Origin of the sequence: Bradyrhizobium ottawaense, from assembly GCF_002278135.3 — a bacterium.
Taxonomy (GTDB): Bacteria; Pseudomonadota; Alphaproteobacteria; order Rhizobiales; family Xanthobacteraceae; genus Bradyrhizobium; species Bradyrhizobium ottawaense.
This window is the reverse complement of record NZ_CP029425.2, coordinates 5,546,630-5,561,111: the sequence shown is the minus strand read 5'-3', so window position 1 is coordinate 5,561,111 and position 14,482 is coordinate 5,546,630. Positions and strand designations below refer to the sequence as shown.

General features: G+C 65.2%; 11 protein-coding genes. 9 read left to right on the top strand and 2 right to left on the bottom strand.

The window, feature by feature from the left end; translation table 11 throughout:
- Window positions 1-19: 19 nt before the first annotated feature.
- Window positions 20-868, bottom strand: coding sequence for an AraC family transcriptional regulator (locus tag CIT37_RS26590; RefSeq protein ID WP_244611283.1), 849 nt, complete (start codon window positions 866-868; stop codon window positions 20-22).
- 583 nt (window positions 869-1,451) lie between these two features.
- On the opposite strand from CIT37_RS26590, the gene CIT37_RS26585 reads away from it, so the two are divergent.
- The 5 genes from CIT37_RS26585 (at window position 1,452) to CIT37_RS26565 (ending at window position 8,072) form a co-directional block, all read left to right on the top strand.
- A complete protein-coding gene (locus tag CIT37_RS26585) occupies window positions 1,452-3,461 on the top strand; it encodes a hydantoinase/oxoprolinase family protein (RefSeq protein ID WP_095426598.1) in 2,010 nt (669 codons plus the stop codon).
- Window positions 3,458-5,038 carry a hydantoinase B/oxoprolinase family protein gene (locus CIT37_RS26580; RefSeq protein WP_161966478.1) on the top strand — a complete coding sequence of 527 codons (1,581 nt, stop codon included), beginning with the start codon at window positions 3,458-3,460 and terminating at the stop codon, window positions 5,036-5,038. The genes CIT37_RS26585 and CIT37_RS26580 overlap by 4 nt, the downstream gene beginning before the upstream one ends.
- A gap of 10 nt (window positions 5,039-5,048) precedes the next feature.
- Window positions 5,049-6,344: a class-III pyridoxal-phosphate-dependent aminotransferase gene (locus tag CIT37_RS26575; protein ID WP_095426518.1), complete on the top strand. Its 1,296-nt coding sequence runs from the start codon at window positions 5,049-5,051 to the stop codon at window positions 6,342-6,344.
- A gap of 130 nt (window positions 6,345-6,474) precedes the next feature.
- A complete protein-coding gene (locus CIT37_RS26570) occupies window positions 6,475-7,407 on the top strand; it encodes an N-carbamoyl-D-amino-acid hydrolase (RefSeq protein WP_095426519.1) in 933 nt (310 codons plus the stop codon).
- The gene (locus CIT37_RS26565; RefSeq protein ID WP_038970516.1) at window positions 7,404-8,072 is read left to right on the top strand and encodes a flavin reductase family protein; all 669 of its coding nucleotides are present in this window, start codon (window positions 7,404-7,406) and stop codon (window positions 8,070-8,072) included. Before CIT37_RS26570 ends, CIT37_RS26565 begins: the two co-directional genes overlap by 4 nt.
- Here CIT37_RS26565 and CIT37_RS26560 read toward each other — a convergent pair.
- Window positions 8,069-8,731 carry an aspartate/glutamate racemase family protein gene (locus CIT37_RS26560; RefSeq protein ID WP_095426520.1) on the bottom strand — a complete coding sequence of 221 codons (663 nt, stop codon included), beginning with the start codon at window positions 8,729-8,731 and terminating at the stop codon, window positions 8,069-8,071. The genes CIT37_RS26565 and CIT37_RS26560 overlap by 4 nt on opposite strands.
- A 55-nt stretch (window positions 8,732-8,786) precedes the next feature.
- Between CIT37_RS26560 and hydA the strand changes: the two genes are divergently transcribed.
- From hydA to CIT37_RS26540, 4 genes are all read left to right on the top strand, one after another.
- Complete coding sequence (hydA, locus tag CIT37_RS26555; protein WP_095426599.1) at window positions 8,787-10,256, top strand: dihydropyrimidinase; 1,470 nt, start codon at window positions 8,787-8,789, stop codon at window positions 10,254-10,256.
- Between the two features lie 16 nt (window positions 10,257-10,272).
- Window positions 10,273-11,247, top strand: coding sequence for an NAD-dependent epimerase/dehydratase family protein (locus CIT37_RS26550; protein ID WP_095426521.1), 975 nt, complete (start codon window positions 10,273-10,275; stop codon window positions 11,245-11,247).
- A 51-nt stretch (window positions 11,248-11,298) separates the two neighbouring features.
- A complete protein-coding gene (locus tag CIT37_RS26545) occupies window positions 11,299-12,735 on the top strand; it encodes an NAD(P)-binding domain-containing protein (RefSeq protein WP_095426522.1) in 1,437 nt (478 codons plus the stop codon).
- Between the two features lie 114 nt (window positions 12,736-12,849).
- Window positions 12,850-14,469, top strand: coding sequence for an ABC transporter substrate-binding protein (locus CIT37_RS26540; RefSeq protein ID WP_095426523.1), 1,620 nt, complete (start codon window positions 12,850-12,852; stop codon window positions 14,467-14,469).
- The last annotated feature ends 13 nt before the right edge of the window (window positions 14,470-14,482 follow it).

Below are 14,482 nucleotides of genomic sequence, written 5' to 3'. Positions count from 1 at the left end.
AATCGATTGCGAATTCCGGTCAGTGTGCGCCGATGCGGCGTTCGGCCAGGTATCGCGCCGGTGGCTTGCCCAGTGCCTTGCGGAACATGGTGACGAAGGCGCTGGCCCCCTCATAGCCGAGATCGAGCGCCACGGCCTGGACCGATGCGCCCTGGTCGAGGCGCTGAAGCGCGATCAGGATGTGGAGCTGCTGGCGCCAGCGGCCGAAGCTCATGCCGGTCTCGCGTTGCAGGATGCGGGTGAGGGTGCGCGGGGCGACGGCCATGCGCCGGCTCCAATCCTCGATCGTCGCGCGATCGGAAGGATCGGTCATCATCGCGCTGGCGATCCGGCGCAGCCTGGCATCGGCCGGCATGGGGAAGCGCAGCTCTTCGGCGGGGGCCAGCGACAGCTGGTCGAGCAGCACCGCGGCGATCCTGCCGTCGGCGCCGTCGGGATCGTACATGACCGGCATGTGGGTGGCGTGCACCAGCAAATGCTCGAGCAAGGGCGAGATCGTCAGCGTGCAACATTGCCGCGGGAGCGCCGGCACCGCATCCGGTTCGACGAACAGGCAATGCATCTCGACGTCGCCAGCGACGCTGACGCTGTGCGGAACATGGCCGGGAATCCACACCGCACAGCGCGGCGGGACGATCCAGACGCCGTGACCGGCCTCCAGCCTGACGATGCCACGCATGGTCAGGACGAGCTCGTCCTTGCGATGCTCGTGCATGGCCAGCTCCATGCCCTTGGTGACCATGTGGCCCCCGAAAGCGGCGACGGCGCGAGGCACGGTTTCAGGATCGAAATCCCCGAGATCATCGGGGTTCATATGGTCGTCGTTGAGCCGGAAGAAGGGCATGCGGGCGATGGTCGATCCGAACATGACTGGCGGGTTCAGGCAATATCTGGCCCGCGATCGTGACTTTCAACGCAGGACGTCCGAATCTCGATGGTTTCTAACGAGCTGGTCTCAACGGATGGCTGCGCTGTCGCCCATCGATTGGACCGGACGATATCCTCGCTTACTGACCGTACAATAAAGAAAGGCTGAGCCGCCTGCCGTGCATAGCTCATGGGCATCCGAACCTCGCGCAGCGCCGTTCGATCGCCTGCAAATTAGACAGGTGATTTCGGATGTTCGGATTGCAGCGCAACGGACGTGACGGTTTGCGCCGAAAAATCCGTGGTGCGATGCACTCTGCTGGCGTCCAGCACTCGACATCTGCATGCTCTCCGCGCGGGCACAGCTGCACCAAAACGTGCAACCGAACTTGCAGCTCGCGGCGCCAGCCCGGTGGTTTGCGACAAACCTGGCTCTATCCCGACCTGACCGCTCTGTCGCACACTCGCGGACAATGGCAAGACAAGGGATGCATGATGAGCGCTCTCGGTTGGGCATTGGATGTCGCGATGGACGGTAACAGCCCGGCGTCCGGTTCGGACCTCATCCGTCGCTGCCCCCGCACATGAGCTCCCCCGAAAATCACTGGGAGGTCGGCACCGATATCGGCGGCACCTTCACCGATATCATCGCGATCCGGCGCGATTCATCGGAGGCGCGGATTGCAAAGGTGCCGTCGCGCCCCGACGCTCCGGTTCAGGCGATGCTGGAGGCGATCGAGGCGGTGGGCCTGCGCAGAAGCGAGGTCAGGCGCTTCGTCCACGGCACCACGCGCGTGACCAACGCCATCGTCGAGGGCCGACTGCCGAAGGTGGCGCTGGTCGCGACCGAGGGATTTGCCGATGTGCTCGAGATCGCGCGTTATCGCCGCCGCGATCTCTACCGTCTCGACATTCCGCCGAAATCGCCGCCGCTCGTGCCGCCTGAGCGCTGCTTCGGGCTCGCCGAGCGCCTCGATCACGAGGGACGGGTGCTGAAGCCGCTGGAACAAGCGGAGATCGAGCGCCTGGTGGCCTGGCTGAAGGAGACCGGCGTTCAGAGCGTCGCGGTGGCTCTCCTTCACGCCTATGCCAATCCCGTGCACGAAAAAATGCTCGGCGAGCGCCTCAAGGACGTCGTCGCCCATGTCTCGCTGTCACATGAGGTCAACCCCGAGGCACGCGAGTATGAGCGGACCTCGGCGACCGTGTTCAACGCGGCCGCGATGCCTATTGCGGTCGAGTATCTGAGCGAGCTGGAGCAACGCCTGCCGATTGGCCCCGGCCTGCAGGTGTTTCATTCCGCCGGCGCGATGATCCCGATCTCCGCGGTGAAGCGTCGCCCGCTTGTGATGGCGATGTCGGGCCCGGCCGCCGGCGTCTCGGCGTCGGTCAGCATCGCGCGCCAGCTCGGCACGCCGCGCATGCTCACCTTCGACATGGGCGGCACCACGACGGACGTGTGCCTGATCGTCGACGGCCAGGCCGAGATGACCGACGGCCGCATGCTCGGCGACAAGCCGCTGCGCCAGCCGATGCTTGCGGTCCACTCCATCGGGGCGGGCGGCGGATCGATCGTGCGCAACGGCCCGGGTGGCCTGACGGTCGGGCCGGAGAGTGCCGGTTCCGAGCCGGGTCCGGCCTGCTACGGCCGCGGCGGCAGCGAGCCAACCATCACCGACGCCAACGCCGTGCTCGGCTATCTCAATCCCGAAACGAAGCTTGGCGACCGCATCGGCATCGACATCGATGCGGCCAAGCGCGTCATCGCGCCGATCGCGCGGGCGTTGGGGCTGAGCCTGACCGAAACGGCGCTCGGCATCATCAAGGTCGCCAACGCGACGATGGCCCGCGCGCTGCGCCGCGTCACGGTCGAGCGCGGCATCGACGGGCGCGACTGCACGCTGCTCGCCTTCGGCGGCGGCGGCCCCATGCATGCTGCGGGCCTCGCCGATCTCTACGGGATTGCGCAGGTCGTCGTGCCCAGCGCATCGAGCGCGTTCTCGGCGCTGGGCTGTCTCACCGCCGATTTCAGCTTCCTGCAGCAGCAGACCCTGCGCGCCGATCTCGACGGCATCGATCTCGTGCGCGTATCGGAGCGCATTGGGACGCTCATTGACGATGCGTCGGCGCCCCTGATCGCCAACGGTGTCGCGAAGGCGGAGATCGAAGTCGAGCTGGTGGCGCTGATGCGTTACGCGGCGCAGAACGACGCCATTCCAGTCCCGCTCGCACTGCCGCTCGACGTGATCAGGCTCAAGAGCGATTTTCTGGCGCGGCATCACGAACTCTTCGGCTATGCGACGAGCGAGCCCTGCGTCATCGAATCCGTGCGGATACAGGCGCGTCGGCCGTCGACAACGGTGGTGGGCCGGCCGGCGACGGCGGCGAGGGCGCTGTCATCAGGCACGCGCCTCTGCTCGTTCGACGGCTTCCACGACATCGCGACAGGGATTATCGACCGCGCATCGCTGGCCGACACCGTCAGTGGCCCGGCCATCATCGAAGACGCGTGGTCGACGGTGGTGGTGCCGCCGGGCTGGCAGGCGAGGCCGGACGTTTCAGGCAATTTGTTCCTGACGCGGAGGGCAACGTGAAGCTCGATCCGTTCGTCGTCGAAGTCATCCGGCACGGACTCTCGGCTGCGGCCGAGGAGATGAGCCTGGTGATGACGCGCTCGGCGCGCTCGCCGCTGCTGCGCGAGGCCGGCGATTTGTCGTCGGCGATCACGGACGGCCATGGCGGTCTGGTCGGGCAGGGCCGCGACATCCCCATCCACCTCGGCGCGATGGCTTACACGGTCCCCGAATTGCTGAAGGTGGTGCCGCGCGACAGCCTGAACGACGGTGACGTGCTGATCTACAATGTCGGCGCGCTCGGCGGCAATCATCTCAACGACGTCAAGGTCGTCCGCCCCGTCTTTGTCGATGTCGAGATCGTGGCGTTCGCGGTCAGCCTCGCGCACTGGCCGGATATCGGCGGCACCTGGCCCGGCAGCTATTTTGCAAAAGCCATCGACACGTTTCAGGAGGCGATGCGTATCCCGCCAGTGCTGATCGCGACCGCGGCCGGAATCAACGCGCCGATCGTGCAATTGCTCAAGGCCAACGTTCGGGACGCCGAATCCTGTGAGGGCGACCTTCTCGCGCAGATCGCGGCGACCAAGGCCGGCGAGCGGCGCATCGTCGATCTCTGCCGCGAGCACGGCAAGGCGGTGTTCACCGCGACGCAGTCGCGCCTGCACGACCTCTCCGAAATCGAGATGCGCGAGGCTATCCGCGCGTTGCCGGACGGGGTCTACGAGGGCGAAGACCATCTCGACGACGGCAGCGTGAACGACGCGCCCGCGCGTATCCACGTCAGGATTACCATTGCCGGCGACGAGGCGACCTTCGACCTTTCGGGGAGCTGCGACCGCGTCTCGAATTTCTGCAACACGACGCCGTTCATGGCGCGCTCGGCCGTCGCCTACGCCGCGCGCATCATGAGCGGGCGCGACATGCAGCAGAATGCCGGTGCGCTCCGCCCCCTGACCATCGTCACCCGCCCGGGCTCGATCCTGGAGCCGGGCTGGTCGGCCTCCGTCGCCGCGGGCAACCACGAGACGTCGATGCGCATCGTCGATGCGATCTTCCGCGCCATGCAGGATACCATCCCCGAACGATTGTCCGCGGGCGGCGCGACCACCGCGGGCGTCCTGTTCTTTGCGCAGCCGCGGCAGGACGGTTCCTGGAAGATGCTCTACGAGGTCCACGGGGGCGGCGAAGGCGCGCGGCACGATCGGGCCGGCATCTCGGCGACCCGGGTGCATCTGTCCAACACCTCCAACACGCCGGTCGAGGTGATCGAGGCGAACTACGCGATCCGCCTCGAGCAGCAGTCCATTCGCCGGCAATCCGGCGGCGCTGGCGCCCACCGCGGCGGCGATGGTGTCGTGCGTGCCTACCGCATTCTGGCGCCCTCGATGCATCTGACGACCTGCATCGAGCGCATGGTGATTCCGCCATTCGGGATGCAGGGCGGCGAACCCGGGAAGGCCTGTCGCATCTCGCTTGTCAGGCAGGGCGCCAACGTCGCGATCGACGGCAAATCCAACCTCGTGCTGCAGCAAGGCGATCTTGTCACCGTCGAGACTTGCGGCGGCGGTGGCTACGGCGCTGATGCTGCGGAGTGAAGGGATTGCGATGAGCAGATTGTTGCGAACCGGGCTGAACGCGGGCGACAGCGCGCCCATGGCCGTGGTCGGCGGCGAGGGCGCCTATTTTCATCTTGCGGACGGCCGCAAGCTCATCGACGGCAGCAACACCGGCGGCGGTCTCGGTCACCGTCATCCCGCGATGGTGGAGGCGATCCGCCGGGCGGCGGACACGCCCGTGGTCAACGAGGGCTGGACCTGGGTCGGTCGCGAGCAGGCCGCCGACGATCTGATGGCCATTGCGTTCAAGGGCGAGGACGATTGGGTCGGCGCGGTGCGCTTCTGCATCAGCGGCAGCGAGGCTAACGACATGGCGCTGTCGCTCTGCCAGGCCATGACGCAGCGCTCCGCGCTGGCGACGCGCGAGCGCGCCTATCACGGCATCACGGGTCTGTCGCGCAGCATGACGGTGCAGCCGCAATGGCACGGCGGACTCGCGGTGCATGCAGGCGGCTCGAAGCTGCCGGCGCCGATGGCGCCGGTGCGAATCCTGCCGGCGCCGGATGGCGCGATCTACGGTGGACCGGCCAACAGCAAGCCACCGAGCGAATATCTGGCCGACGCCAGGCGTCTGTTGTCGGATACCGCGGCGACGATCATCGACTACACCCAGGGCGGCATCTATTACGACGGCGCCTATCAGGACGAAGTCGCCCGCTGCGCGCGAGAGGCTGGATCATACTGGATCGCGGACGAGGTCGTCACCGGTGCAGGGCGCGCGGGGCGCTGGTTCGCGTTTCAGGGCGCGCAAAGCCGTCCTGATATCGTGACGCTTGGAAAATCGCTTGGCGGTGGTGCCGCCGCCGTCGCTGCAGTCGTGGTGTCGAAGGAGATCGTCGAGCGATTGAAGGGCACGAGCTGGCAGAATTACGGCACCTTGCGCGGCCATCCGATCAGCATGGCCGCCGTCAGCGCCTACCTGAAGGTTGTCAGCGAAGACAATATTCTCGAGCATGTGAAGAGCCTCGAGAAGCTGTTCAGCCGCCGCTTGCTTGCGATCGCTCAGAAACACCCCAGCGTGCAGCGCGTGGCGGGGCAGGGGCTGCACTGGACGGTGGAGCTGCACGGACCGGACTGGCGCTCCTGGCGCGCCGACACTACCGAAGATCCGATCGCCTCGCGCGTCGCGACGCGGGCGCTGGAAGCCGGCGCGGTGATCGGAACCAGCGGCGAGCAGGTTTCGCTGTTCCTGGCACCGCCACTCGTCATTTCCGACCGCGAGGCGGACCAGCTTCTGGATGCGCTCGACCATGGCCTCGATATTGCCGACGAGGAGCACCGATGAGCGCCGATCACGCCTTGCAAGCCGTCCAGCCCATCCGGCTGGAAACCATCGGCGGTGCCGCGTTATGTTGCAGGCGCCGGCAATTTGTTGAAGCTTTCACTTCCTCCAAGAGATCACCGGGAAATCGCTGATGCGTATCGTCAATGTTGCCGCCGCCCAGATGGGCCCGATCCAGAAGGCCGATAGCCGCGAGGCCGTGGTCAAGCGCATGATCGCGCTGATGGACGAAGCCAAGGCCAAAGGCGCCGACCTTATCGTCTATCCGGAACTGGCACTGACGACGTTCTTCCCGCGCTGGTACGCGGAGGACCGCGCCGAGTTCGACATCTGGTTCGAGCGCGAGATGCCGAACGAGGCGACGAAGCCGCTGTTCGAGCGCGCGGCGCAGCACCGGATGGCAATGAACTTCGGCTATGCGGAGCTGACGCCGGACGGCCATCACTTCAACACGGCGATCCTGACAGACAAGTCTGGCAAGATCGTTGGCAAATATCGCAAGGTCCATCTGCCGGGCCATGTGGAGTACGACACCAAGCGCTCGCACCAGCATCTGGAGAAGCGCTATTTCGAGCCGGGCGATCTCGGCTTCAACGTCTGGCGCGAGCTGGGTGGCATCATCGGCATGGCGATCTGTAACGACCGGCGCTGGCCGGAGACCTATCGCGTCATGGGCCTGCAAGGTGTCGAGATGGTGCTGATCGGCTACAATACGCCCTCCGTCAATGCGGAGCGAATCGAGGAGGGCGTCGAGAAGCGCCTGTTTCACAACCGCCTCTCCGTGCAGGCCGGCGCCTATCAGAATTCGACCTGGGTCGTCGCGGTGGCCAAGGCCGGCAATGAGGATGGCCATCCGCTGTTCGGCGGCAGCCTGATCGTCGATCCTAACGGCGAGATCGTCGCGGAAGCCAGGACGGAGGACGACGAGCTTCTGGTCCATCCCTGCGATCTCGACGCCACAAATTTCGGCAAGACCACGATCTTCAATTTCGCGCAGCATCGCCGGATCGAGCATTACGGCCTGATCACCAGCCAAACCGGCGCGGTGCCGCCGCCGCAGAAATGACGCCGATGTCGGATCATGGCATTTCCTTGCGCGAGCTTGATCCGCGCGATCGCTACAAGCTGCTCTGCGGCGTAATCGTGCCGCGGCCGATCGCGCTGGTGACGACGTTGGACGAGAACGGGGCGGTCAATGCGGCCCCGTTCAGCTTCTTCAATGTGTTCTCCGAGAGCCCCGCGCTGATCGTGCTCGGTCTTCAGCACAAGCCGGATCACAGCCCGAAGGATACCACCCGCAACATCCATCGCGACGGCGAGTTCGTCGTGCACATGGTGGACGAGGCGCTGTCGGTCGCGATGAACGATTGCGCGGTCGATTTCCCCTCCGGCGACAGCGAGGTGGCTGCGACCGGGCTTGCGATTCTTCCCTCAGTCGATGTGAAAGTGCCGCGGCTCGCTGCTGCGCCCTTTGCGCTGGAATGCCGCCGCCATGTGGTGCTGACTTTCTCGCCTGACCGGGAGTTGCTGGTTGGCGAGGTGCTCAGGATTCACGCCCGCGAGGGCCTGGTCGACGAGGCCAACATGTATGTCGATCTCGACGCTTACCGGCCGATCGGCCGCATGTTTGGCAATCTCTACACCACCCAGCGGGATGTCTTTTCGCTGACGCGCGAGAGCCATGCGCAATGGCGCGCGCGGCAGGATGCCAAAGAGCTGAAGGACGCCTAGTGAGCCGAGAACTGCACCGTACCCAGCGCCATGCTGACGGCCGCCTGTGTCGGGTCGATCACGGGGATGCCCAGCGCGTCTTCGAGCGGGCGACGGTGCCGTGCCATGCCGGCACAGCCCATCACGATGGCGCGGGCGCCGTCCTGGTCGCGCAGTGCGCGGCCGACGTCGATCATCCTCGCCAGCGTGCCTTCGCCCGAAGCGGTCTCCGCAACGCTCATATTGAGCGGCCGCTCGCCGGCGAGGCGATCGGTCAGTCCCATCTGCCTGAGATAGCGCATGTGACGCGGGATCGAGCGCTGCGCGATGGCGATGACGCCGAACGTTTCGGCGCGGGCGAGCGCCGTCAGCACGCCGCACTCGGCAATGCCGAACACGGGCCGTTCGGTGCCTTCGCGGCAGACCTGAAGACCGGGATCGCTGTAGCAGGCGATGACGAAGGCAGCCGAGCTGTTGTCACCTTCCACCAGCCGTCGCAGCGGCATCGCGACGCCGTCGACATCGGCCTGGCTCTCAATGCCGAACGGACCTTCGGCCAGCGTCTGGCAGACCAGTTCCGGTCCACCCTCCAAACCGAGCGGCCTCAAGGCGTCCTCCAGCCCCTGCGTGACCGCGGGGTTGGAGTTCGGATTGATGACGAGAATGCGCGGCCGGGACATGATGGTCTTCCTGCGAAATGGAGAGCATTTGCCCAAGCCTATCACGGAGTGCCTCATGACTGAACCCACCTACGACCTGATCATCCGCGGCGGACGCGTCGCCACCACCACCGACGTGTTCGAGGCCGACGTTGCCATCTCCGGCGAGACCATCGCTGCGATCGGCCGCAGGCTTCCGGCGGCCAGGCGCGAGATCGACGCGCGCGGCAAGTTGGTGCTGCCCGGCGGCGTCGACAGCCACGCCCATATCGAGCAGCTGTCCGCTGCCGGCATCATGAACGCCGATACGTTCGAGAGCGCGACTGTCTCTGCCGCTTTTGGCGGCACCACGACGGTGATCCCGTTCGCCGCCCAACATGTCGGCATGAAGCTGCCGCAGGTGGTGGAGGATTATCATGCGCTGGCGAAGAAGGGCGCCGTGATCGACTACGCCTTTCACATGATCATCGCGGACGCGACCAAGGAGACGGTCGAGGAGCACATTCCCGCGCTGGTGAAGCAGGGCCACGCCTCGATCAAGATCTTCATGACCTATGACCGCCTCAAGGTCGACGACGAGCCGTTGCTCGACATCCTGCTCGCCGCGCGCCAGTCCGGCGCGATGCTGTGCGCCCATGCCGAAAATCACGGCATCATCGCCTGGGTGGTGAAGCGCCTGCTCGCGCGCGGCTACACGATGCCGAAATACCACGCCGTCAGTCATGCCCGTGTCTCCGAAGCCGAAGCCTTCACGCGGCTGATCGGCATGGCCGCGCTGATCGATCAGCCGATCATGGTCTTCCACGTCTCGACCGCCGAAGGCGCCAGAGTGATCCGTGACTCCCGCGGGCAGGGGCTGAAGGTCTTCGCCGAGACCTGTCCGCAATACCTGTTCCTGACCGCGAACGATCTCGACAAGCCCGGCGCGGAAGGCGCCAAGTGGATGTGCAGCCCGCCGCCGCGCACGCATGCAGACCAGGAGGCGCTGTGGCAGGCGCTGGCGCTCGGCGATCTCCAGACCATTTCCTCCGATCATGCGCCGTATCGTTACGACGAGACCGGCAAGCTGCGGGCCGGTCCCAATCCGAATTTCAAGCAAGTCGCGAACGGCCTGCCGGGGCTGGAGCTGCGGCTGCCGCTGCTGTTCGACGCGATGGTGTCGAGGGGGCGGCTGGGGCTGGAAAAGTTCGTCGAGCTGACTTCCACGGCGCCTGCCAAGATTTACAATCTGCACCCCCGCAAGGGCTCGATCGCGATCGGTGCCGACGCCGATATCGCGATCTGGGATCCCAACCGCGAGACCGTGATCGCGGATGAGATGATGCACGACCTCGCCGGCTACACGCCGTTTGCAGGCCGCAAGCTGAAGGGCTGGCCGGTCAGCGTGCTGTCGCGCGGCCGGGTCATCATCGACGGCAACAAGTGCCTCGCCGATGCCGGCAGCGGAAAATTCCTGGCACGCAGCGGCGGCAAGGCGGCCAAGCCCACCGGCCGTCTCGTCGCCGACATGGACCCGGAACGGAATTTCGGGGCAAAACTGCTGTGATGGTGGATCGCGCGCGATGAGGACCGTCATCTTCGGCGGCACCGGCTTTGTCGGGCTCAACCTCGCCGAGGTGCTGCTCGCGCGCGGGCATGAGGTGACGCTGTATGACCGCAAGCAATTGCCGGTGGGAGCGGAGCGATCCCTTGTCGACTACCGGGAGCGGCTTACCCTTGTTCAGGGCGAGATCACGGACGTCGAGAGGATCGACGTACTTCTGAAACAGCGTTTCGATGCGATTGTCCTTGGCGCTGCGATAACGGCCGGTGATCAGCTCGAGCGATCCACGACCTCGAACATCCTCGAAATTAATGTGATGGCTCAGATGCCGATCCTGAGCGCGGCGATCCGCCGTGGCGTTCGGCGCGTGATCAATCTGTCTTCGGCGTCCGCCTATGGTGCCGCGGGGCACCGTTACCCGGTCCTCGACGAGGAAACGCCGTGCGATCCCATTTCCTTCTACGCGATCAGCAAATTCACCTCGGAACGATCGGTGGCGCGGCACGCCGAGCTCTTTGGCGGTGATTTCCTGAGCGTGCGTTTGAGCGCGGTGTTCGGTCCTTGGGAGCGGATCGGCAAAGTGCGGGATACGCCGAGCCTTCAGTTTCAGATCCTTGCCGAGTTCGCTCGCTGCGGGCTGGCGCTCATGCCAGGTCCAGGAGTGAAGGACTGGATTTATGCCGTAGACGCCGCCGAAGCCGTCGCTGTGCTGATCGAGGCAGAGCGGCCACGCCACCGGCTCTACAACATCTCCAGCGGTGCGGCGTGGTCTGCGCTGCAATGGGGCGAGGCCTTTGCGGCGTTGCATCCCGGTTTGCAATGCCGGCTGGCGGCACCCGGAGAGAGCACCTTCATCAGACTGCAAGGGCCGGAACGCGCTCCGCTCTCGGTTACACGGATGGCGGACGAATTCGGCTGGCACGCGCGGTTCGGCTGCGCAGAGTCTGCGGCGGCGATGAGCACCTGGTGGATGCAGCACCGGGAGGAGATTTGACATGCCACCGCAAGGGCGCTCGGCCATCATCGTCGGAGGTTGGCTCGCGGCATGAGTGGCGCACTGACAGAGCTCGAAGCGAGCATTCGCGCCGATCTCGCCAGGATCGCGCATCCCGGCGCCGCCTGGCTCGAGCCGAAGATGGGCCCGAACGGCAAGCCTGCGCTGGACGTGCTCATCGTCGGCGCCGGCCAATCCGGCGTGGCTATCGGCTTCGGCCTGATGCGCTCCCGCGTCAGCAACATCCTGCTGCTCGACAAGGCCGCGGAGGGGAAAGAGGGCCCGTGGCTGACCTATGCCCGCATGCCGACCTTGCGCAGCCCGAAGGATTATACGGGGCCAGACCTCGATATCCCCAGCCTGACTTATCAGTCCTGGCATGAAGCCCGTTTCGGCAAGGAGAGCTGGCAGGGGCTTGGCCTGATCGAGCGCGAGCATTGGGCGGACTATCTGCTCTGGCTGCGGCGCACGATCGCGTTGCCGGTGCGCAATGGCTGCGAGCTACTGAAGATTGCGCCAGCGGCCGACGGCCTGCTGGCTGCCCTCGTGACACGTGCCGACGGCGTCGAGACGCTCCATGCGCGCAAGATCGTGCTCGCGACGGGGCAGGAGGGCATGGGCGGCTGGATGATCCCCGAGCCGCTGCGCGATCTGCCGGCCGGGTCGGTCGCAACTGTCGCCGACGAGATCGATTTCGAAAACCTTCGCGGCAAGCGCGTCGCCGTGATCGGTGCCGGCGCATCTGCGTTCGACAATGCGGCCACGGCGCTGGAGGCGGGGGCTGCGGAAGTGCACCTACTGTGTCGCCGTGCGCAGATCCAGGTGATCCAGCCCTATCGCTGGCTGACCTTCCGCGGCTTCCTGCGTCATCTCAGCGATCTCGATGATGCCTGGCGCTGGCGTTTCATGCGCACGATCCTGGAAATGCGCGAGGGATTTCCGCAAGCGACCTACGACCGCTGCGCGCGCCACGCCAATTTCACATTGCACGAGGGCGCGCCGATCGAAGCCGCGTGCGCGACCGGAAAAGGCATTGAATTGCACACGCCGCGCGGAACCATCGCGGCGGACTTCGTCATCTGCGGGACCGGTATCGACATGAACTTTGCTGGCCGCGGCGAACTCAGCCGATTTGCCGGCAATATCGCGACTTGGGCCGACCGTTACCAGCCGCCGGACAACGAGCGCAACGAACGGCTCGGCCGCTTCCCTTATCTCGCCGACGACTACGCCTTCACTGAACGCGTGCCGGGCGAGACGCCCTGGATTTCCGACATCCATCTGTTCGCCATCGCCTCGACCATGAGTTTCGGCCCGTCGGGATCGTCGATCAACGCGATGACGACCGCGGTGCCCAAGCTGGTTCATGGCCTGACGCGTGGCCTGTTCCGCGCCGATGTTGCGCGGCACTGGGCCTCGCTCAGCGCCTATGACGTGCCGCAGGCCGTGGTCACGCGGCAAGCGCGAAGCAGCGGGAAATTGCGATGATCATCCATGCGCCGCCGCGACGAAGCGTCCGCAGAAGCGCATCATGAGACTGGCGCGCAACTTGCTTCTTTCTTAACCTGCCTTGCGTTGTTGTCGAAATCTTGGGGAAAACGAATGCGTTTTGTGTCTTTCAGGCCGGCGTCCTCCGTGCTCGCCGCCACTGCGCTGTTGCTCATCGCCACCGCGCCTTCGCAGGCGCAAACCCGGGCGGAGACGCTGCGCTATGTCACCGGCGCATCCGTCAACACGCTCGATCCCAACATCCCCGGTTCGACCCGCGAATCCTTCGCGCTGAGCATGAGCACCTACGACCGGCTGGTGGCGTTCGGTCGCAAGCAGCTCAATGGCAAATGGGTGTTCGATCTCGACAAGATCACCGGCGAGCTCGCCGAATCCTACGACGTCAGCCCCAACGGGTTGAAGCTCACCTTCCGCCTGCGCAAGGATGCAAAATTCCAGGACGGCTCGCCGGTCACGGCCGAGGACGTGAAATGGTCGCTCGATCGCTGCGTCACCGCGCCGATCCTCGGCAAGGCGCAGCTGCTGACTGGCTCCCTGACGTCGGCCGACCAGTTCAAGGTCATCGATCCCCTCACGATCGAGGTGACGTTGCCGAAGCCCGACAAGCTCGCGCTGCCGAACTTGGCCACCGTCTATCCCATGATCATCAATTCGAAGGTGGCGAAGGAGCACGCGACAGCGGATGATCCCTGGGCCACCGCCTGGCTGAAGGAGCACACCGCCGGCAGCGGCGCCTATGTGATCGAGACGTTCAAGCCGGGCGAGCAGGTGATCGTCAAGCGCAACGAGGCCTGGAATCGTGGCTCGCCCGACAAGCCGGCGTTCTTCAAGCGCGTGATCATTCAGTCGGTGCCGGAGCCGGCGACGCGCGCCAATCTGGTCGAGCGCGGCGATGCCGATCTCGTCGTTGATCTGCAGGCCAGCGACGTGCAGTCGCTGGAGTCCAAGGGCAAGCTCAAGGTGATCTCGACGCCGCAATACAATTCGATCACCTTCGTCTCGATGAACAATCAGATCCCGCCTTTCGACAACGTCAATGTCCGCCGCGCCGTCGCCTTCGCGCTGCCCTATGACGACATGTTCAAGGCCGCCCTGTTCGGCCGCGGCGCGCCGCTGTTCGGTGCGAGCTGGCCGGACGGCAAGCCGCTGAACGGCATCTATCCGTTCCAGCAACCCGTCAAGATCGATCTCGACAAGGCCAGGGAATATCTCAAGGCCGCCGGGCTCCCCGAGGGCTTCTCGACCACCTTCAGCTTCAATGTCGGCCAAGCCTCGACCGCCGAGCCGATGGCGGCGCTGGTGAAGGAATCGCTCGGCAAGATCGGGATCAAGGTCGACATCCAGAAGCTGCCGGATGCGCAGATGTCGACGCAGATCAACGAGAAGAAGCTGCCCTTCTACACCGAAGGCATCGTTGCCTGGCTGCCGTCCACGGACTACTTCTACCGCAACTTCTACACCGGCAATCAGCGCTGGAATTACAGCTCGATCAACAACGCGGAGCTCGCCGCGATCGCGCAGGAAGCCCGCTTCGAGCCGGACAAGGCGAAGTATGAGGAAGCAGGCCGCAAGCTCAACGCGATGCATTTCGATCTGATGCCGCAAATCATGCTGTGGCAGCCAAATCAGGATGCGGTGATGGCGTCCTCGATCGAGGGCTACACCTACGAGTTCCACCGCCAGGTCGACTATCGCGATGTCAGCCGCAAGTGATAGCGTCAGACGA

Bases quoted from the DNA above. Each gene is read 5' to 3' on its own strand.
- CIT37_RS26590 (WP_244611283.1), bottom strand. From the start codon at position 868: ATGTTCGGATCGACCATCGCCCGCATGCCCTTCTTCCGGCTCAACGAC.
- CIT37_RS26585 (WP_095426598.1), top strand. From the start codon at position 1,452: ATGAGCTCCCCCGAAAATCACTGGGAGGTCGGCACCGATATCGGCGGC.
- CIT37_RS26575 (WP_095426518.1), top strand. From the start codon at position 5,049: ATGAGCAGATTGTTGCGAACCGGGCTGAACGCGGGCGACAGCGCGCCC.
- CIT37_RS26570 (WP_095426519.1), top strand. From the start codon at position 6,475: ATGCGTATCGTCAATGTTGCCGCCGCCCAGATGGGCCCGATCCAGAAG.
- CIT37_RS26565 (WP_038970516.1), top strand. From the start codon at position 7,404: ATGACGCCGATGTCGGATCATGGCATTTCCTTGCGCGAGCTTGATCCG.
- CIT37_RS26560 (WP_095426520.1), bottom strand. From the start codon at position 8,731: ATGTCCCGGCCGCGCATTCTCGTCATCAATCCGAACTCCAACCCCGCG.
- hydA (WP_095426599.1), top strand. From the start codon at position 8,787: ATGACTGAACCCACCTACGACCTGATCATCCGCGGCGGACGCGTCGCC.
- CIT37_RS26550 (WP_095426521.1), top strand. From the start codon at position 10,273: ATGAGGACCGTCATCTTCGGCGGCACCGGCTTTGTCGGGCTCAACCTC.
- CIT37_RS26545 (WP_095426522.1), top strand. From the start codon at position 11,299: ATGAGTGGCGCACTGACAGAGCTCGAAGCGAGCATTCGCGCCGATCTC.
- CIT37_RS26540 (WP_095426523.1), top strand. From the start codon at position 12,850: ATGCGTTTTGTGTCTTTCAGGCCGGCGTCCTCCGTGCTCGCCGCCACT.